The sequence below is a fragment of the Pseudomonas sp. S06B 330 genome, from assembly GCF_002845275.2.
Classification (GTDB): domain Bacteria; phylum Pseudomonadota; class Gammaproteobacteria; order Pseudomonadales; family Pseudomonadaceae; genus Aquipseudomonas.
On sequence record NZ_CP088149.1, the window covers coordinates 1 to 18,585 of the forward strand.

Here is an 18,585-nt window from a genome sequence, read left to right on the forward strand (position 1 = left end):
ATGTCCCGACTCAATCCCCGGCAACAAGAAGCCGTGAACTACGTCGGCGGCCCTCTTTTGGTGCTCGCCGGTGCCGGTTCCGGCAAAACCAGCGTGATCACCCGCAAGATCGCGCATCTGATCCAGAATTGCGGCATCCGTGCGCAATACATCGTGGCCATGACCTTCACCAACAAGGCCGCGCGGGAGATGAAGGAGCGGGTCGGCACTCTGCTGCGCAAAGGCGAAGGCCGCGGCCTGACCGTGTCGACCTTCCACAACCTGGGCCTGAACATCATCCGCAAGGAACATCAACGGCTGGGCTACAAACCGGGCTTTTCGATCTTCGACGAGACCGACGTCAAAGCCCTGATGACCGACATCATGCAGAAGGAATACTCGGGCGACGACGGCGTCGACGAGATCAAGAACATGATCGGTGCCTGGAAAAACGACCTGATCCTGCCGCCTGAGGCCCTGGAAAAAGCGCGCAACCCGAAGGAGCAGACTGCTGCCGTCGTCTACGCCCACTACCAGCGCACGCTCAAAGCATTCAACGCGGTGGACTTCGACGACCTGATCCTGCTGCCGGTAAAGCTGTTCGAAGAACACGCCGACATCCTCGAGAAGTGGCAGCACAAGGTGCGGTACCTGCTGGTGGACGAATATCAGGACACCAACGCCAGCCAGTACCTGCTGGTGAAAATGCTGATCGGCACGCGCAATCAGTTCACCGTGGTAGGCGACGACGACCAGTCGATTTACGCCTGGCGCGGCGCACGCCCCGAAAACCTGATGCTGCTCAAAGACGATTACCCATCGCTGAAGGTGGTGATGCTCGAGCAGAACTACCGCTCCACCAGCCGCATCCTGCGCTGTGCCAACGTGCTGATCTCGAACAACCCGCATGCATTCGAGAAACAGCTGTGGAGTGAGATGGGTCATGGCGACGAAATCCGCGTGATCCGCTGCAAGAACGAGGAAGCCGAGGCCGAACGGGTGGCCATGGAAATCCTCAGCCTGCACCTGCGCACCGATCGCCCTTACAGCGACTTCGCGATTCTTTATCGCGGTAACTACCAGGCCAAGTTGATCGAGCTGAAGCTGCAACACCATCAGGTGCCGTACCGTTTGTCGGGCGGCAACAGCTTTTTCGGCCGCCAGGAAGTCAAAGACCTGATGGCCTACTTCCGCCTACTGGTAAACCCGGACGACGATAACGCCTACCTGCGGGTGATCAACGTACCGCGCCGGGAAATCGGCTCGACTACCCTGGAAAAGCTCGGAAACTACGCCACCGAGCGCAAGATCTCGATGTACGCCGCCAGTGAAGAGCTGGGCCTTGGCGAACATCTGGACAGCCGCTACACCGACCGTCTACAGCGATTCAAGCGCTGGATGGACAAGGTCCGCGAGCAGGTCGCCCTGGAGGACCCGATTGCGGCCCTGCGCAGCATGGTCATGGACATCGACTACGAGAACTGGATTCGCACCAACAGTTCCAGCGACAAGGCTGCGGACTTTCGCATGGGCAACGTCTGGTTCCTGATCGAGGCGTTGAAAAACACCCTCGAGAAAGACGAAGACGGTGAGATGACCATCGAGGAAGCCATCGGCAAGCTGGTCTTGCGTGACATGCTTGAGCGCCAACAGGAAGAGGAAGACGGTGCCGAGGGCGTGCAGATGATGACCCTGCATGCATCCAAGGGCCTGGAATTCCCTTACGTGTTCATCATGGGCATGGAGGAAGAAATTCTTCCCCACCGCTCCAGTATCGAAGCGGACACCATCGAAGAAGAACGGCGCCTTGCCTATGTGGGCATCACCCGCGCCCGGCAGACATTGGCTTTCACCTTTGCAGCCAAGCGCAAGCAGTATGGCGAGATCATCGATTGTTCGCCGAGCCGCTTCCTCGACGAACTGCCCGACGATGATCTGGCCTGGGAAGGCCTGGACGATGCGCCGACGGAAGTGAAGGCCGCGCGCGGCAATAATGCATTGGCCGATATCCGCGCGATGCTCAAACGTTAGATAATCAACCTTTGCTGCGGCGTACTGCCGTGGCCACTCTTGCTACATCGAGGAATTACCACAGTGGAAGCACTGCACCAGAAGATTCGCGAAGAAGGCATCGTGCTTTCCGATCAGGTTCTCAAAGTCGATGCGTTTCTTAACCATCAGATCGACCCTGCGCTGATGCAACTGATTGGCGACGAATTCGCCCGTCTGTTCGCCGACTCCGGCGTCACCAAGATCGTCACCATCGAAGCCTCGGGCATTGCCCCGGCGGTGATGACTGGCCTGAAGCTCGGCGTGCCGGTTATTTTCGCCCGCAAGCACCAGTCGCTGACGCTGACTGAGAACCTGCTGACCGCCTCGGTGTACTCCTTCACCAAGCAGACCGAAAACACCGTGGCGATCTCCCCGCGCCACCTCAACAGCAGCGACCGCGTGCTGGTAATCGACGATTTCCTGGCCAATGGCAAAGCCTCCCAGGCGCTGATCTCGATTATCAAGCAAGCGGGCGCGACCGTTGCCGGCCTGGGTATCGTCATCGAGAAGTCGTTCCAGGGCGGCCGTGCCGAGCTGGACAGCCAGGGTTATCGCGTTGAGTCGCTGGCTCGGGTCAAGTCGCTCAAAGATGGTGTGGTTACTTTCCTGTAGCCGCTGCCGCTAGGCTGCGATCGCCTGCACAGCAGGCGCCCCACGTCGCTGCCTTGTGGTTGTATTGGAGCCCCTTCGGGCCTCATCGCAGCCTCACGGCAGCGGCTACGGGGTGTCTGTTCTCACGTGGCTGTAGCCCGCAAACCCGCCAGCAACAGTCGCTGATACAGCTCCTCTTTCAGCCCCTGCGGCTGCGCCAAGCCCATCCGCGCCAATTGCGCTGGATAAGCCTCAGGCGCTGGTGCGTCCAACGCTGCCTTGCCCAAATCCAACACCTCGCTCAACTTGAACTTGCTCTTGAGCCAGTTCAGCGCCCGTAACAAATCACGCTCCTCAGGCGTGAAGTCACTGCCCAATGGATATTCGGGAAATAGCCGTGTGTGTCCGCCCCGCAAGCGCTCCAGCCGTTGTGGGGTGTTATCGGTAAAGCGTGCCGGCAGGGAAAAAGCGGACGGTAATTTGCCGGCCTTCTGCGCCTGCTCGATCAACCCTGGCTGAAACCGTGAATCACTGATGGCCAGCAACCGCGCGATCACTTCTGCGTCGGTTTGCCCACGCAGATCGGCGATACCGTATTCAGTCACGACGATGTCGCGCAGGTGCCGGGGAATAGTGCAGTGGCCGTAGCTCCAGAGCAGATTGGAGCTGACCTCCCCGCCCGCTTCACGCCAGCTGCGCAGCAGTAGAATCGAGCGCCCGCCCTCCAAGGCATGCCCTTGGGCGACGAAGTTGTATTGCCCTCCGACACCACTGAGCACCCGGCCATCCTCCAGTTGGTCAGCAACCCCGGCGCCCATCAGGGTCATGGTGAACACCGTGTTAATGAAACGCGCATCACGGCGCTGCACACGCTTGAGCGCTTCCTCGCCATACAGTTCGTTGATGTAACTGATCGCGCGCATATCGATACATCGACGGCTTTCGAGGGGCATTTCGCGTAAACGCTGGTAGAACGCCTGAGGTCCTAAGAAGAAGCCACCATGCACCAACACTCCCGCCTGTTGCTCTGCATCGGCCTGCACCGGACGGCGGATGATCCCTGCGTCCATAAGCGCCAGCAGGCCGTTGACGAACATTTCGCTACAGCCATACAGGCCTTGGGCAAAAGGTTCGATGCCACCTTCGCGGGTAATTAGCGGCTGCCAAGGTTGTAGATCCATGTCGGCGAGCAAGGCCCGATAGGCCTCGCTATCGGCCTGTCGGGCCAGCAGCGCGGCACTCAGAGCATCGCCCATAGCACCAATGCCAATCTGCAAGGTGCCGCCGTCGCGTACCAGTGTACTGGCGTGTAAGCCGATGAAGTGATCCTGGGTGGTAACCGGCATGTTTGGCGTCGAGAACAGACGCCTGTGTTCCACGGCATCAATCAGTACATCGAAATCCTGCCGAGGCAACTCGGAGCTACCTGGCATGTAGGGTAATTCAGTATGCACTTGGCCTAACAACAGGATGGTTTCCCCTGCCGCACGCCGCCGCGCGATCATCGGCAACAGGTCGAGAGTGATGTCCGGGTTGCAACTCAGGCTCAGGTGGTCCGGGCGCTGCAGATCGGCCGCGACCAGTTGGGCCACCAGGTTTAGCCCTTTGGCATTGATATCCCGCGCAGCATGGCTGTAGTTGCTGCTGACGTAGTCTTGCTGGGCCATGGTGCTGTGCAACAGGCTGCCGGGCTGCATGAAGAACTGCTCGACGCGAATATTGTCCGGCAGACGGTCTCCGCGCAGGTCGTTCAGGTACTCAAGCTCTTCATAGTCAGCAAATACCCGCTCGACAAAGGGTTCGAGAAAGCGCCGTTGCAAGCCGTCCCCCAGATCGGGACGTCCCAGGCTCAGGGCGGTATAGATCGTCAGTCGCCGTTCGGGCAACTGGCGGATGCGCGCATACAACGCATTGACGAAGGCGTTGGGCTTGCCCAGGCCCAGTGGCAAACCCATGTGAATATGCGCCGGCAATCGTGCCAACACTTCATCTACAGCCTTTTCAATCGAATAGCTGTGCGCCATCTGCGCCTCCCGGTCATCCTTGCAGGTTCGACCGAGCATGGCCCGAGTTTGCTCCCCAGGCCAGCGCTAAAAACAACAAAGCCCGCACGTGGCGGGCTTTGTTGGCGAAGTGCAGGCTTACAGGCCGGACATCTTCTTGATGGCACCCATGAGGTCGTCATCCGAGCAGTCTGCGCAAGTGCCTTTAGGCGGCATGGCGTTCAGGCCCGTGATTGCCTTGGCCAGGATACCGTCCAGACCACCCTGGTGGTCGGCACGCTCTTTCCAGGCAGCCGTGTCGCCGATTTTCGGCGCGCCGAGCAGTCCGGTGCTGTGGCAAGCATTACAGTGCTTGGCGATAATTTCATCCGGGGTCTTGGCACCACCGCCACCTGCGGAGGCAGCAACTTCCATTCCCTTGCATTCCTGACCTTGTACACACACCTGGCCGACCGGTTCCAGTCGCTTGGCGATGTCGTCGTTGGTCGCAGCTTGTGCGCTGACTGCCCAAAGGGCCAATACGGCAGCTGGTACGGCCAGCATTTTCTTGATTAGATTCACACGTACACCCTCATGGTGGCTAGTCACGCCCGCGGCCACGGTTTCGCAGGCGGCGCAAGTATAACGGGAACCCTGCCATACCGAAACAACCCTAGTGTCCAAAGGGTCTTAGCCGCGACAATCCGCCGCGTGCCATACGCCTTAGAAGTTGGCCGGGGTTGCCGCGCTGATCAGCCGAGCCGGCTCATCGTACGGATTGCGGAAACGGTGCGGCTTGGTACTTTCAAAATAGTAGCTGTCGCCCGCTTCGAGGATAAAAGTTTCCAGCCCAACCACCAATTCCAGACGGCCTTCGAGAAGAATGCCAGTCTCTTCACCGTCATGGGTGAGCATCTCTTCGCCGGTGTCGGCACCGGGGGGATAGACTTCGTTGAGAAACGCAATTGCCCGGCTCGGATGCGCCTTGCCGACCAGTTTCATGGTCACCGCACCGTCAGAGATGTCGATCAGCTCATGGGCTTTGTAAACGATCTGCGTGGGGTTTTCCGGCTGCAGCTCTTCCGAGAAGAACTCAACCATGGACATTGGAATACCGCCCAGCACTTTACGCAACGAGCTGATTGAAGGGCTGACGCTGTTCTTCTCGATCATCGAGATCGTGCTGTTGGTGACGCCCGCACGTTTGGCGAGTTCACGCTGGGACAGGCCCTTGAGCTTGCGAATGGCTTGCAGTCGTTCACCGACGTCCAATGCTGGAGCCCTCCTAAACGAACGAGTGGGGTCGAAATTGAACGTTATCATCGCAACAGCGTTCAGTATTTACAACACTTCGACCCGCAGCCTGTCCGCTTTGGCGCTTCAATCGCCGATATAGTCCAGCGGCACGCGCTTGAGGTTGCAGAAGATCTGGTACGGGATCATCCCTGCCTGCAATGCCACATCGCTGGCCAGGACATTCTTGCCCCACAGTTCGACCGGGCTGCCGAGGCCAGCTTCTGGCACATCGGTCAGATCAATGCAGAGCATGTCCATAGACACCCGGCCGATCAATTGACTGCGCTTGCCGGCCACCATCACGGGTGTGCCGGTCGGCGCCTGGCGTGGGTAGCCGTCGGCATAACCCATGGCAACCACCCCGACCCGGGTCGGGCGCGGGCTAATGAACTTGGCGCCGTACCCCACCGGTTCCCCGGCTGGCAGCTCGCGAACACTGATGACCCGCGATTGCAGGGTCATCACCGGCTGCAGGCGCGCGGCCTCGGCCTGCGGTACTTCAAACGGCGTAGCACCGTAGAGCATGATGCCCGGGCGCACCCAGTCACTGGGGATATTCGGCCAGCCCAATACCGCGGGCGAGTTGCGCAAGCTGACCTCGGCCGTCAGCCCTTGGCTCGCAGTCTGAAACAGCGCAACCTGGTCGCTGCTGGCACTGCTGTCGAGTTCATCGGCGCGGGCGAAGTGACTCATCAGCACGATGCGGGTGACCTTGCCACTGGCCAACAGGCGCTGGTAAGCCGCTTGATAGTCCGTGTGGTGCAGACCAACCCGGTGCATACCGCTGTCGAGCTTGAGCCAGACGGTGATCGGTGTGCTGATCCGCGCTTGTTCAATCGCTTCCAGTTGCCACAGCGAATGCACCACGCACCACAGATCGTGCTGGGCGATCAGCTCCAGCTCGCTGGCTTCGAAAAAACCTTCGAGCAGCAACACCGGCGCCTTGATCCCAGCCGCCCGCAACTCCAGCGCTTCCTCGATGCAGGCTACGGCAAAACCATCGGCCTGCTGCTCAAGCGCCAACGCGCAACGCACAGCGCCATGGCCATAGGCATCGGCCTTGATCACGGCCAGGGCTTTGGCACCCGACAGTTCGCGGGCCAGTTGGTAGTTGTGACGCAGTGCTTGGAGGTCGATCAGGGCACGAGCAGGACGCATGACGGCAGCCTTCTGGGCAGTCTGGTTAGAGTAAAAAACCCGGCGCTCGAAGGCAGCTGGTGGGCCGCCAGCGGCACCGGGTGAGGGATTGCGATTACGGCAGGGCAGCCACTACCGACAGTTCGACGAGGATTTCCGGCTCGCACAGCTTGGCTTCAACCGTGGCGCGGGCAGGAGCGACGCCTTTTGCCAGCCAGGTATCCCAGACACTGTTCATGCCCTGGAAGTGCGCATCGATGTCCTTCAGGTAGATGGTCACCGAGAGCAAACGGCTCTTGTCGGTGCCCGCCAGGTCCAATAGACGCTCAATGTTGGCCAGGGTTTCACGGGTCTGCTGTTCAATCCCGGCATTCATGTCGTCACCCACCTGGCCCGCCAGGTAGACGGTGCCATTGTGAGTAACGATCTGGCTCATACGCTCATTGGTGAGCTGGCGCTGGACTGACATGCTTTGCAGGCTCCTGGTGTTTTCCGTAACGAGAGATATCGAGACCTTCGGCGCTGATCTGTGGCTTTTTGCGCGCAATCAGGTCGGCCAGCAAGCGGCCGGAACCGCACGCCATGGTCCAGCCCAGTGTACCGTGACCGGTGTTGAGGAACAGGTTACGGAACGGCGTGGCACCAACGATCGGCGTGCCATCCGGGGTGGTCGGACGCAAGCCGGTCCAGAAGCTGGCCTGGCTCAGGTCGCCGCCGTGAGGGTAAAGATCGTTAACGATCATCTCCAACGTTTCACGGCGGCGCGGGTTCAGCGACAGATCAAAACCGGCAATCTCAGCCATGCCGCCAACACGGATACGGTTGTCGAAGCGGGTGATCGCGACCTTGTAGGTCTCGTCGAGAATGGTCGAGGTTGGCGCCATGGCCGGATCGGTGATCGGCACCGTCAGCGAGTAACCTTTGAGCGGATAGACCGGGGCCTTGATGCCCAGCGGCTTGAGCAACTGCGGCGAATAGCTGCCCAGCGCCAGCACGTAGCGATCGGCCGTTTCCAGCTTGCCATCGATCCACACGCCATTGATGCGATCACCGGCGTAGTCCAGGCGCTGAATGTCCTGACCGAAGCGGAATTCGACACCAAGCTTGACCGCCATTTCCGCCAGGCGGGTAGTGAACAGCTGGCAGTCGCCGGTCTGGTCGTTGGGCAGACGCAGGGCGCCAGCCAGAATATCGGTGACATTGGCCAAGGCCGGTTCGACGCGGGCAATGCCTTCGCGGTCGAGGACTTCATACGGCACACCGGACTGCTCAAGAACGGCAATGTCCTTGGCGGCGCTGTCCAGTTGCGCCTGGGTACGGAACAGCTGGGTCGTCCCCAGGGTGCGGCCTTCGTAGGCGATCCCAGTTTCGGCACGCAGCTCGTCGAGGCAGTCACGGCTGTACTCGGACAGGCGGACCATGCGCTCCTTGTTCACGGCATAGCGGTTGGCGGTGCAGTTGCGCAGCATCTGCGCCATCCACAGGTACTGGTCGATGTCAGCAGTGGCCTTGATCGCCAGTGGTGCATGGCGCTCGAGCAGCCACTTGATGGCTTTGAGCGGCACGCCCGGTGCAGCCCATGGCGAAGCGTAGCCCGGCGAGACCTGGCCGGCGTTGGCAAAGCTGGTTTCCATGGCGACAGCCGGTTGACGGTCGACCACGACGACTTCAAAACCCTGCCGTGCCAGATAGTAGGCACTGGCGGTTCCGATCACACCGCTACCAAGTACCAGAACTCGCATGTTGATTACCCTCGACGCAGCGTACCGCTGACAATTGTTGTTAATGGCATAGATGCGCGCAGTATAGGAAGGTATGGCCAGTGCTTTTCACTGTATAAAAGCCTATATTTGGCGAGAATTCTCGGCAAGGTTGGCTTTTACGGAGGGGCATCCACTATGAGAACCCAGCACCAAAGCAAACGTGAACTGGATAAGATCGACCGCAACATCCTGCGGATCCTGCAGGCAGATGGGCGTATTTCGTTTACTGAACTGGGCGAAAAGGTTGGTTTGTCGACCACGCCGTGCACCGAGCGGGTCCGGCGCCTGGAGCGCGAAGGGATCATCATGGGCTACAACGCCCGGCTCAACCCGCAGCACCTCAAAGGCAGCCTGCTGGTGTTCGTTGAGATCAGCCTGGACTACAAGTCCGGCGACACCTTCGAAGAGTTCCGCCGTGCGGTGCTGAAACTGCCCCACGTACTGGAATGTCACTTGGTCTCGGGCGACTTCGACTATCTGGTCAAGGCACGAATCTCGGAGATGGCCTCTTATCGCAAGCTGTTGGGCGATATTTTGCTGAAATTGCCGCATGTGCGCGAATCGAAGAGCTATATCGTCATGGAAGAGGTAAAAGAGAGCCTCAACCTGCCAATTCCGGACTGAGCCTCAAACCAGCACCTGACGGGTGCTGGCGATGTACTGATGCACCAGCTTCTCGGCCTGGGGATCGATCATTTCGGCCGGGCCGCGCCCGTTGGGGCATGGCAGGCGCGGGGTGGTACCGAATAACCGGCAGATCAGCGGCCGCTCTTCGTACACCGTGCAGCCGTTGGGCCCCAAGTGCACACAGTTCAGTTCGGCCAGGGCGGCCTCTTGCTCGGCGGCACTTTTGCGGGGCAGGCGGGCCATTTCCTCGGTGGAGGTGGTCACCGGCCCACAGCAGTCATGGCAGCCGGGCACGCACTCGAATGACGGAATCTGATCACGCAGAAATCGGATCTTGTGGCTGTTGCAACTCATAGCGGCCTGCGGCGGAGAAAGGGAATGGCGCTATTTTGCGCCATAGTTGCCCACCGCCGAAAGTGCAGCTTATCCTGCGTCAATTTTTCCAAACACTTAAAAACAGGACTCATCAATGAGCGCCTCTGTTCAGCCAGCCGCTTCGCACACCGCCTCCTACTATGCTGCCAGCAGCGTGCCACAGCCGGACTACCCGCCGCTGAAGGGCGACCTGAGCTGTGATGTCTGCGTCGTCGGTGGCGGTTTTTCCGGGCTGAACACGGCAATCGAGCTAGCCGAACGCGGTCTCAACGTGATCCTGCTCGAAGCACGCAAGATCGGCTGGGGCGCCAGCGGGCGCAACGGTGGTCAGCTGATTCGCGGCGTCGGTCACGGACTGGAGCAGTTCACCCCGCTACTGGGTACTGACGGCGTGCGCGAACTGAAATTGATGGGGCTGGAAGCGGTAGATATCGTCCGCCAGCGCATCGAACGTCACACCATCGATTGCGACCTGACCTGGGGCTATTGCGATCTGGCCAACAAGCCAAAGGATTTGCAGGGCTTTGCTGAGGATGCTGAAGAGCTGCGCAACCTGGGCTACCGCCATGAGCTACGCCTGGTGCAGCCCGAGCAGATGCGTACCGTCGTTGGTTCAGACCGTTATGTCGGTGGCCTGATCGATATGGGTTCGGGGCATTTGCACCCTCTGAATCTGGCCTTGGGTGAGGCTGCCGTGGCCACCCGGCTTGGGGTTCGCCTGTTCGAACAATCGGCGGTCACCCGCATCGACTACGGCACACAGGTGCGGGTGCATACCGCTCAGGGTACGGTGCAAGCCAGTACTCTGGTGCTCGGCTGCAATGCGTACCTCAACGATTTGAACAGCGAATTGGGTGGCAAGGTGCTGCCCGCCGGCAGCTATATTATCGCCACCGAACCGTTGAGCGAAGCACAGGCACACGAGCTGCTACCGCAGAACATGGCGGTTTGCGACCAACGCGTGGCCCTGGATTACTACCGCCTTTCCGCTGACCGCCGCCTGCTGTTTGGTGGCGCCTGCCATTATTCCGGCCGCGATCCACAGGATATCGCCGCGTACATGCGACCGAAAATGCTCAAGGTATTTCCACAATTGGCCGACGTCCGTATCGACTACCAATGGGGCGGCATGATCGGTATCGGCGCCAACCGCCTGCCGCAGATTGGTCGTCTACCGAACCAGCCGAACGTGTACTTTGCCCAGGCTTATTCCGGCCATGGGCTCAACGCCACTCACCTGGCGGGCAAGTTGCTGGGCGAGGCCATCAGTGGCCAGCACAGTGGTCGTTTCGACCTGTTCGCCAAGGTGCCGCACATCACCTTCCCAGGCGGCAAGCACCTGCGTTCACCGCTGCTGGCGCTGGGCATGCTCTGGCATCGACTCAAAGAACTGGTCTAAGGTCGGGGTGCTCGTGTAGCCGCTGCCGCCAGGCTGCGATCGGCTGCACAGCAGCCGTATCCGGGGCAGGCATTCAGGTTTCATGGCCGCTGCGCGTCCAATCGCAGCCTGGCGGCAGCGGCTACGAGCTGCGGGCTTCAGCCACGCCAAAAAGGCTTAAACCCTTCCTCACGCGCCTGCTCAGGCGTAAGGCCAACATCGCGCAGTTGTTCGCAGGTCAGCTCCAGCAGTGCGCGACGGCTGTGCCAACGGTGCGCCATCAGTGCCCAGCGCCCGAGCCCGGCCGGTACACTGAACAACTGCAGACGTTGCTCTCGGCTCAGTTCTTCAGCGTGCAATTTAAGGCGCACATCGCTCATACCGCTCATCGCTTGAATCCTCCGGGGTTGGATAACCGTAGGCAAAGCTTGCGCGCTTGAGCAAAAGCATTACAGATTCAAAACTTCGCTATTATTTCCATACAGAATTGGCAATTTTCATACTGAATGCTGTATTTTTTCGTCATCTGTATCGGCCGATAGTCAAAGCTTTCCGCGAGAGTATGCCCATGACCCTCTACGTCAACCTTGCCGAACTGCTCAGCGCCCGTATCGAACAGGGCCTGTACCGCCCCGGCGACCGCTTGCCGTCGGTACGCGCCTTAAGTGTGGAGCACGGCGTCAGCCTGAGCACCGTGCAGCAGGCTTATCGCCTATTGGAAGACAATGGCCTGGCCGCTCCACGCCCCAAGTCCGGCTACTTCGTGCCCACCGATCGCAGCCTCCCCGCCCTGCCCGCCGTCAGCCGCCCAGCACAGCGCCCGGTAGAGATTTCCCAATGGGAACAGGTCATCGAACTGATCCGCAGTGTGCCCAGCAAGGATGTGGTGCAGTTGGGTCGCGGTATGCCGGATGTCGATAGCCCGACGCTCAAACCCTTACTGCGCAGCCTGGCCCAGCTCAGTCGGCGCCAGGACATGCCCGGCCTGTATTACGACACCATCTCCGGTACCCAGGCCCTGCGCGAGCAGATCGCCCGCCTGATGCTCGACTCCGGCTGCACGGTAAGCCCCGCTGACCTGGTCGTGACCACCGGTTGTCACGAAGCACTGTCGGCCAGCATCCGCGCGGTGTGTCAGCCCGGCGATATCGTCGCAGTGGATTCGCCAAGCTTTCATGGTGCCATGCAGACCCTCAAGGGCCTGGGTATGAAAGCCCTGGAGATTCCAACCGACCCGATCACCGGCATCAGCCTCGAGGCCCTGGAGCTGGCGCTGGAACAGTGGCCAATCAAGCTCATCCAGATCACCCCGAACTGCAATAATCCGCTCGGCTACATCATGCCCGAGGCACGTAAGAAAGCTTTGCTGACGCTGGCTCAGCGCTTTGACGTGGCGATCCTCGAAGACGACGTGTATGGCGACCTCGCCTACACCTACCCGCGTCCGCGGACTATCAAGTCGTTCGACGAAGACGGTCGGGTGTTGCTCTGCAGTTCGTTCTCCAAAACCCTGGCCCCAGGCCTGCGCATCGGATGGGCCGCACCTGGGCGCTATCTGGAGCGGGTGCTGCACATGAAGTACATCAGCACTGGCTGCACCGCAACCCAGCCGCAGCTGGCGATTGCCGACTTTATCGAAGGTGGTCACTACCAGCCGCACCTGCGGCGCATGCGCAGCCAGTACCAACGCGCGCGTGATCAGATGAGCGACTGGGTCACCCGCTACTTTCCGCCAGGCACCCGCGCCAGCCGGCCGCAAGGTGGCTTCATGCTGTGGATAGAGCTACCGGAAAGTTTCGACACCCTGCGTCTGAACCGGGCTTTACTTGGGCAAGGCGTACAGATTGCCGTGGGCAGTATTTTTTCCGCCTCGGGCAAATACCGTAACTGCCTGCGAATGAACTTCGCCGCATGCCCCACTGCCGAGATCGAGGCGGCAGTGCGCAAAGTGGGTGAGACCGCCATTCGTCTACTGGCCGAAGCCGATAGTGACGGGTAACGTTCCGCCGCCGCTCGCGGTCGATACCCATAAGCCCCTGTTGTGAAGGACCCACTGCCTTGAGAAGCCCGCGCACGCTGCCCCTGCTGCTGTCGCTGATACTCGGCCTGAACGGATGCGCCAGTGTCAGCCAGCCCCGGCAAGTCAGCCAGGCACTGCCCGCCAGTGATTCCGCCTTTGGGCGCTCGGTGCAACGCCAAGCATCCGCCTACGAAGGGCGCTCGGGCTTTCGCTTGCTGCCCAACAGCAAGGAAGCCTTTCGCGCGCGCGCCGAGCTGATCCGCAACGCCCAATCGAGCATCGACCTGCAGTACTACATCGTTCGTGACGGCCTCAGCACCCGCGCCCTGACCCACGAGCTGTTACTGGCTGCCGACCGTGGCGTGCGCGTGCGCATCCTGCTCGACGACACTACCAGTGACGGTCTCGATGTGGAGATGGCCACCCTCGCCGTCCATCCCAATATCCACATCCGCGTCTTCAACCCGCTGCAACTGGGCCGCAGCACCGGCGTCACACGCGCGGTGGGCCGGCTGTTCAACCTCAACCTGCAACACCGGCGCATGCACAACAAGTTGTGGCTGGTGGACAACAGCATGGCCATCGTCGGCGGTCGCAACCTGGGTGACGAATACTTCGATGCCGAGCCCAACCTGAATTTCACCGACATTGATCTGCTCGGCGTGGGTCCGGTCGCCGAGCAACTCGGACACAGTTTTGACCAGTACTGGAACAGCGCCCTAAGTCAGCCCATTAACGACTTCCTGCTGGTCGATCCCGATGCCAATGATCTCAGTGCCAGCCGTCAGCGCCTGGAGGACTATCTGGCCCGTGCACAAGTCGAGCGCAAAGCACTGTACGACCGTTTGATGGCCTACAAAGCCCGACCGCGCCTGGACATCTGGCGCAACGAGCTGATCTGGGCGCACAACCAGGCGCTGTGGGATGCACCAAGCAAGGTGCTGGCCCGTGACGAGCCTGACCCGCAATTGCTGATGACCCAGCAACTGGCCCCGGAAATGAATGGTGTTCGTCATGAGCTGATCATGATCTCGGCGTACTTCGTGCCTGGCGAAACCGGCTTGCTGTATTTGACCAGTCGGGCTGATGCTGGAGTCTCGGTCAAGCTGTTGACCAACTCCCTGGAGGCCACCGACGTACCCGCTGTGCATGGCGGCTATGCGCCGTATCGCCGGGCGCTGCTGGAGCACGACGTAAAACTGTACGAACTGCGCCGTCAGCCGGGCGATCCCAGCCCGAACCGAACGCTGCGCATTTACGGTAGTTCCGACTCAAGCCTGCACAGCAAGGCGATCATCTTCGACCGGCGCAAAACCTTTATCGGCTCGTTCAACTTTGATCCACGATCAGTGCTGTGGAACACCGAAGTCGGGGTCATGGTCGACAGCCCGGAACTGGCCGAATACACCCGTGAGCTGGCCGTTCAGGGTATGGCCCCAGCGTTGAGTTACCAACCGCAGCTGGTCGACGGCAAAATGGTCTGGGTCACCGAAGACAATCACCGTCTACACACCCTGACCACCGAACCCGGTGGCCTGTGGCGGCGCTTCAATGCCTGGATCAGCAAAGCTGTAGGCCTGGAACGGATGCTCTAGACCGGCGCAGGCTCGAAGGCATTCGGGCGCCTCGCAAGCAGTACCAGCCCGGCAGCACCGGCTGCCATCAGCAGTGGCAAAGCATGCCCACTGACCCACTGGCTTCCGGCACCTGCAGCCAACGGCCCGATCAGGCAACCAATGCCCCAGAGCTGCGCAACATGGGCATTGGCCCGCACCAGAGCATCATCCCGGTAACGCTCACCGATCAACACCAGCGACAAGGTGAACAAACCGCCGGCACTGGCGCCGAACAATACCCACAGAGGCCAGATCGCCCAGGTTTGCAGCATCAATGGAATGGCCAGGCTCGATAGCAACAGCGTTATCGCGCAACCGCTGAACAGCGTACGTCTCGACATACGGTCGGCAAGGGCACCAATAGGCAATTGCAGCAGCGCATCGCCAACCACCACTGTGCTGACCATGAACAAGGCGATCTCAGTGCTGAAGCCTTGCTGCAGGCAATACACCGGCAACAGGGTCAAAATCATCGCTTCAAAGGAAGCGAACAGGGCAATCGCCCAGGCAATAACTGGCAAGCGCCGACAGAAACCGATCAGATCGAACAGCGTCACACTGCAAGCCTCTGCGCTCGGTGCCCCGCCACGCCCCAGCAGCACCAGCGGCGCTACCAGCAACAGGCCCGCGCCGATCCAGAAGCCCAGGTCATCTTCCGAACCCAGCAGGCCCAGCAACAACGGGCCAGCCAACTGACTCAAGGCATAACTGCAGCCATACAGGGCGACCAGGCGCCCGCGCCAGTGCTCGACCACCAACTGGTTGATCCAGCTCTCACCGAGGATGAAGACAATGGTCAGGATCATCCCGATCAACAGGCGTAGCACCAGCCAAATCGGGTAACTAGGCAACAGCGCCAACAGGCCGATGGACAACGCGCCAGCCCACAGGCACAGGCGCATTAGCCCCGGCGTACCGAAACGGGCGGCGAGGCGACTGGACAGACTGGCGCCCACCAATACACCAATGGCCGGCATCGCCGCCATCACGCCGATCGCGAAACTGCCATAGCCCCACCCCTCAAGGCGCAGGGACACCAGCGGCATACTCACCCCCAGCGCCAGACCGACACTGAGCACCGCGCTCAGCACGGCGAAATAGGTACCCCAACGCATTGCAGCCTCCCAGGCCTTTTTTGTTGTTGTGCAGAAACAACACAGCCGGACCTGCATTGAGCAAGGTCCGGCTGTGGACAGGATCGCGCGTAGCGGTTACAGCTTGATCCAGGTCGCCTTCAGCTCGGTGTACTTGTCCAGCGCGTGCAGCGACTTGTCACGACCGTTGCCCGACTGCTTGAAGCCGCCGAACGGTGCAGTCATGTCACCACCGTCGTACTGGTTGACCCAAACGCTACCGGCACGCAGTGCCTTGGCGGTCAGATGAGCCTTGGAGATGTCGGCGGTCCAGACACCGGCGGCCAGGCCGTACGGGGTGTCGTTGGCGATGTTGATCGCTTCTTCGACGGTATCGAAGGTAATCACCGACAGCACTGGGCCGAAGATCTCTTCCTGAGCGATGCGCATGGCATTGCTGACGCCGTCGAAAATGGTCGGCTCGACGTAGGTGCCACCGGTTTCTTCGAGAATACGCTTACCACCGACCAGCAGCTTGGCACCGTCAGTGTGACCTGCTTCGATGTACGACAGCACGGTGTTCATCTGCTGGGTGTCGACCAGTGCGCCGACGGTGGTAGCCGGGTCCAGCGGGTTGCCAGGTGTCCAGGCCTTGAGGGCTTCGAGTACCAGTGGCAGGAACTTGTCCTTGATCGAACGCTCGACCAGCAGACGCGAACCTGCGGTGCAGACTTCGCCCTGGTTGAAGGCAATGGCGCTAGCAGCAGCTTCGGCAGCGGCGTTCAGATCCGGGGCGTCGGCGAAGACGATGTTTGGGCTCTTGCCACCGGCTTCCAGCCAGACACGCTTCATGTTCGACTCGCCCGCGTAGATCATCAATTGCTTGGCGATCTTGGTCGAGCCGGTGAACACCAAGGTGTCGACGTCCATGTGCAGGGCCAGGGCCTTGCCGACGGTGTGACCGTAACCTGGCAGAACGTTGAGCACGCCTGCAGGAATACCGGCCTCAATGGCCAACTGGGCGATGCGGATGGCAGTCAGCGGCGATTTTTCCGAAGGCTTGAGCACCACCGAGTTACCGGTAGCCAGGGCCGGCCCGAGCTTCCAGCAGGCCATCAGCAGTGGGAAGTTCCACGGAACGATGGCGGCAACCACACCCACCGGTTCGCGAGTAACCAAGCCCAGTTGATTGTGAGGGGTCGCAGCGACTTCGTCGTAGATCTTGTCGATCGCTTCACCGTTCCAGCTCAGGGCCTGGGCGGCACCTGGCACGTCGATATTCAGCGAGTCATTGATCGGCTTACCCATGTCCAGGGTTTCCAGCAGCGCCAGTTCCTCGACATTCGCATTGAGCAGGGCAGCGAAGCGGATCATGGTGGCCTTGCGCTTAGCTGGAGCCAGACGCGACCAGACGCCGGAAGCGAAAGTGGCGCGGGCGTTTTCCACGGCGCGCTGTGCATCGGCGAGGTCACAACTGGCGACCTGTGCCAGCAGACGGCCGTCCACCGGGCTGAGGCATTCGAACGTCGCGCCGGAAACGGCGGCGGTGTATTCACCATTGATGAAAGCGCGGCCTTCGATCTTCAGTTGTTGGGCACGCTGTTCCCAATCCGCACGAGTCAGGGTGGTCATACGAAACTCCTCCTCTTGTTAAGGTGCAGTGCCGCACGAGGGGTCACAGGCACTGTCAAAAATTCTGGCTGAGCGAGCTACGCGCACAGGCACCTGCCACCCTAAACCACTGGCGACCCAATTATCAATATATTTGACATAATCGCACCAAACGCCTACTGATGTTCATTTTATTAAACAAACAAGAGAACCCGCCATGCGCATTGACCAGATCATCGACTTCGCCCAAGTAATCACCGAAGCCGAACGCTATCGTCCGGCAGCCGAAAAAATCCTCAAAGGCGACCCTGAGCAGACGGTCTACAACCACTATTCCAGCCCGTGCGGTCAGTTTGCTGCGGGCGTCTGGGAAGGCGAAGTGGGTCAATGGACCGTCAATTACACTGAGCACGAATACTGTGAAATCGTGCAGGGCGTTTCGGTGCTGCGTGATGACGAGGGTGGCGCCAAAACCCTGCGCGCTGGTGATCGCTTCGTGATCCCGGCGGGCTTCAAGGGTACCTGGGAAGTGCTGGAGCCATGCCGCAAGATTTACGTGATGTTTGAGCAGAAATAACAGCGCCCATAAAAAAAGGGCCCATATCGTGAGATACGGGCCCTTTTTTCGTCAGCCGGATCAATTACTTGATCTTGGCTTCCTTGTAGATCACGTGCTTGCGAACAACCGGATCGAATTTTTTGATTTCGATTTTGTCCGGAGTAGTGCGCTTGTTCTTGTCGGTGGTGTAGAAGTGGCCGGTATTAGCGGTCGACACCAGACGGATCAATTCACGCATGATTCTCTCCCTTAGACCTTAGCGCCGTTACGGCGAATGTCGACCAGAACGGCATCAATGCCGCGCTTGTCGATGATGCGCATGCCTTTGGCAGATACGCGCAGACGCACGAAACGCTTCTCGGACTCGACCCAGAAGCGATGATGCTGCAGGTTCGGCAGGAAACGACGACGGGTTTTGTTGTTTGCGTGGGAAATGTTATTCCCAGTTACCGGACCCTTACCGGTAACTTGACAGACTCTCGACATGCCTCAGCCCTCTAAAACCACATGCCCAACCCGGCATGGG

Annotated in this window: 19 protein-coding genes; 7 read left to right on the forward strand and 12 right to left on the reverse strand. The window is 60.0% G+C overall.

Translation table 11 applies throughout. The features are described from left to right. Complete coding sequence (rep, locus tag CX511_RS00005; protein ID WP_045181365.1) at window positions 1–2,010, forward strand: DNA helicase Rep; 2,010 nt, start codon at window positions 1–3, stop codon at window positions 2,008–2,010. Between the two features lie 63 nt (window positions 2,011–2,073). Then, complete coding sequence (locus CX511_RS00010; protein WP_045181362.1) at window positions 2,074–2,643, forward strand: xanthine phosphoribosyltransferase; 570 nt, start codon at window positions 2,074–2,076, stop codon at window positions 2,641–2,643. A gap of 122 nt (window positions 2,644–2,765) precedes the next feature. Here the strand turns inward: CX511_RS00010 and CX511_RS00015 are convergent, their stop codons facing one another. From CX511_RS00015 to dadA, 6 genes are all read right to left on the reverse strand, one after another. Further along, complete coding sequence (locus tag CX511_RS00015; protein ID WP_101293192.1) at window positions 2,766–4,646, reverse strand: acetyl-CoA hydrolase/transferase C-terminal domain-containing protein; 1,881 nt, start codon at window positions 4,644–4,646, stop codon at window positions 2,766–2,768. Window positions 4,647–4,763: 117 nt separating this feature from the next. Next, on the reverse strand, window positions 4,764–5,168 hold the full coding sequence (locus CX511_RS00020) for a c-type cytochrome (RefSeq protein ID WP_101293193.1): 405 nt from the start codon (window positions 5,166–5,168) through the stop codon (window positions 4,764–4,766). A 159-nt stretch (window positions 5,169–5,327) separates the two neighbouring features. Then, the gene (locus CX511_RS00025) at window positions 5,328–5,876 is read right to left on the reverse strand and encodes a cupin domain-containing protein (protein WP_028942437.1); all 549 of its coding nucleotides are present in this window, start codon (window positions 5,874–5,876) and stop codon (window positions 5,328–5,330) included. A 108-nt stretch (window positions 5,877–5,984) separates the two neighbouring features. Further along, window positions 5,985–7,058, reverse strand: a complete 1,074-nt coding sequence (gene alr, locus CX511_RS00030) for an alanine racemase (protein ID WP_045181353.1) — start codon at window positions 7,056–7,058, stop codon at window positions 5,985–5,987. Window positions 7,059–7,152: 94 nt separating this feature from the next. Further along, entirely contained in the window at window positions 7,153–7,506 is a 354-nt protein-coding gene (locus CX511_RS00035) for a RidA family protein (protein WP_101293194.1), read from the reverse strand. Then, window positions 7,478–8,779, reverse strand: a complete 1,302-nt coding sequence (gene dadA / locus CX511_RS00040) for a D-amino acid dehydrogenase (protein WP_045181348.1) — start codon at window positions 8,777–8,779, stop codon at window positions 7,478–7,480. The genes CX511_RS00035 and dadA overlap by 29 nt, the downstream gene beginning before the upstream one ends. A gap of 156 nt (window positions 8,780–8,935) precedes the next feature. Between dadA and dadR the strand changes: the two genes are divergently transcribed. After that, window positions 8,936–9,424: a transcriptional regulator DadR gene (gene dadR, locus CX511_RS00045; protein ID WP_008366790.1), complete on the forward strand. Its 489-nt coding sequence runs from the start codon at window positions 8,936–8,938 to the stop codon at window positions 9,422–9,424. 3 nt (window positions 9,425–9,427) lie between these two features. Here dadR and CX511_RS00050 read toward each other — a convergent pair whose 3' ends face one another. After that, entirely contained in the window at window positions 9,428–9,781 is a 354-nt protein-coding gene (locus CX511_RS00050) for a YkgJ family cysteine cluster protein (protein WP_045181345.1), read from the reverse strand. A gap of 115 nt (window positions 9,782–9,896) precedes the next feature. On the opposite strand from CX511_RS00050, the gene CX511_RS00055 reads away from it, so the two are divergent. Then, window positions 9,897–11,201, forward strand: a complete 1,305-nt coding sequence (locus CX511_RS00055; protein WP_045181343.1) for an NAD(P)/FAD-dependent oxidoreductase — start codon at window positions 9,897–9,899, stop codon at window positions 11,199–11,201. A gap of 137 nt (window positions 11,202–11,338) precedes the next feature. Here the strand turns inward: CX511_RS00055 and CX511_RS00060 are convergent, their stop codons facing one another. Next, window positions 11,339–11,569 carry a DUF1127 domain-containing protein gene (locus CX511_RS00060; RefSeq protein ID WP_045181341.1) on the reverse strand — a complete coding sequence of 77 codons (231 nt, stop codon included), beginning with the start codon at window positions 11,567–11,569 and terminating at the stop codon, window positions 11,339–11,341. 179 nt (window positions 11,570–11,748) lie between these two features. Here CX511_RS00060 and CX511_RS00065 point away from each other — a divergent pair, with 179 nt between their 5' ends. Both CX511_RS00065 and CX511_RS00070 read left to right on the forward strand, forming a co-directional pair. Next, on the forward strand, window positions 11,749–13,179 hold the full coding sequence (locus tag CX511_RS00065; protein ID WP_177409694.1) for an aminotransferase-like domain-containing protein: 1,431 nt from the start codon (window positions 11,749–11,751) through the stop codon (window positions 13,177–13,179). 59 nt (window positions 13,180–13,238) lie between these two features. Further along, complete coding sequence (locus CX511_RS00070; protein ID WP_045181336.1) at window positions 13,239–14,795, forward strand: phospholipase D family protein; 1,557 nt, start codon at window positions 13,239–13,241, stop codon at window positions 14,793–14,795. On the opposite strand, the gene CX511_RS00075 is transcribed toward CX511_RS00070, so the two are convergent. Beyond that, window positions 14,792–15,931: an MFS transporter gene (locus CX511_RS00075; protein WP_045181334.1), complete on the reverse strand. Its 1,140-nt coding sequence runs from the start codon at window positions 15,929–15,931 to the stop codon at window positions 14,792–14,794. The two genes, CX511_RS00070 and CX511_RS00075, sit on opposite strands and share 4 nt — an antisense overlap. Before the next feature lie 96 nt (window positions 15,932–16,027). Beyond that, window positions 16,028–17,521, reverse strand: coding sequence for an aldehyde dehydrogenase (locus tag CX511_RS00080; RefSeq protein ID WP_045181332.1), 1,494 nt, complete (start codon window positions 17,519–17,521; stop codon window positions 16,028–16,030). 196 nt (window positions 17,522–17,717) lie between these two features. On the opposite strand from CX511_RS00080, the gene CX511_RS00085 reads away from it, so the two are divergent. Further along, complete coding sequence (locus CX511_RS00085; RefSeq protein WP_101293196.1) at window positions 17,718–18,077, forward strand: cupin domain-containing protein; 360 nt, start codon at window positions 17,718–17,720, stop codon at window positions 18,075–18,077. A 64-nt stretch (window positions 18,078–18,141) separates the two neighbouring features. Here CX511_RS00085 and rpmG read toward each other — a convergent pair whose 3' ends face one another. Further along, window positions 18,142–18,297, reverse strand: a complete 156-nt coding sequence (rpmG, locus tag CX511_RS00090; RefSeq protein WP_010225867.1) for a 50S ribosomal protein L33 — start codon at window positions 18,295–18,297, stop codon at window positions 18,142–18,144. An 11-nt stretch (window positions 18,298–18,308) separates the two neighbouring features. Continuing rightward, complete coding sequence (rpmB, locus tag CX511_RS00095; protein WP_010225868.1) at window positions 18,309–18,545, reverse strand: 50S ribosomal protein L28; 237 nt, start codon at window positions 18,543–18,545, stop codon at window positions 18,309–18,311. Between the last annotated feature and the right edge of the window lie 40 nt (window positions 18,546–18,585).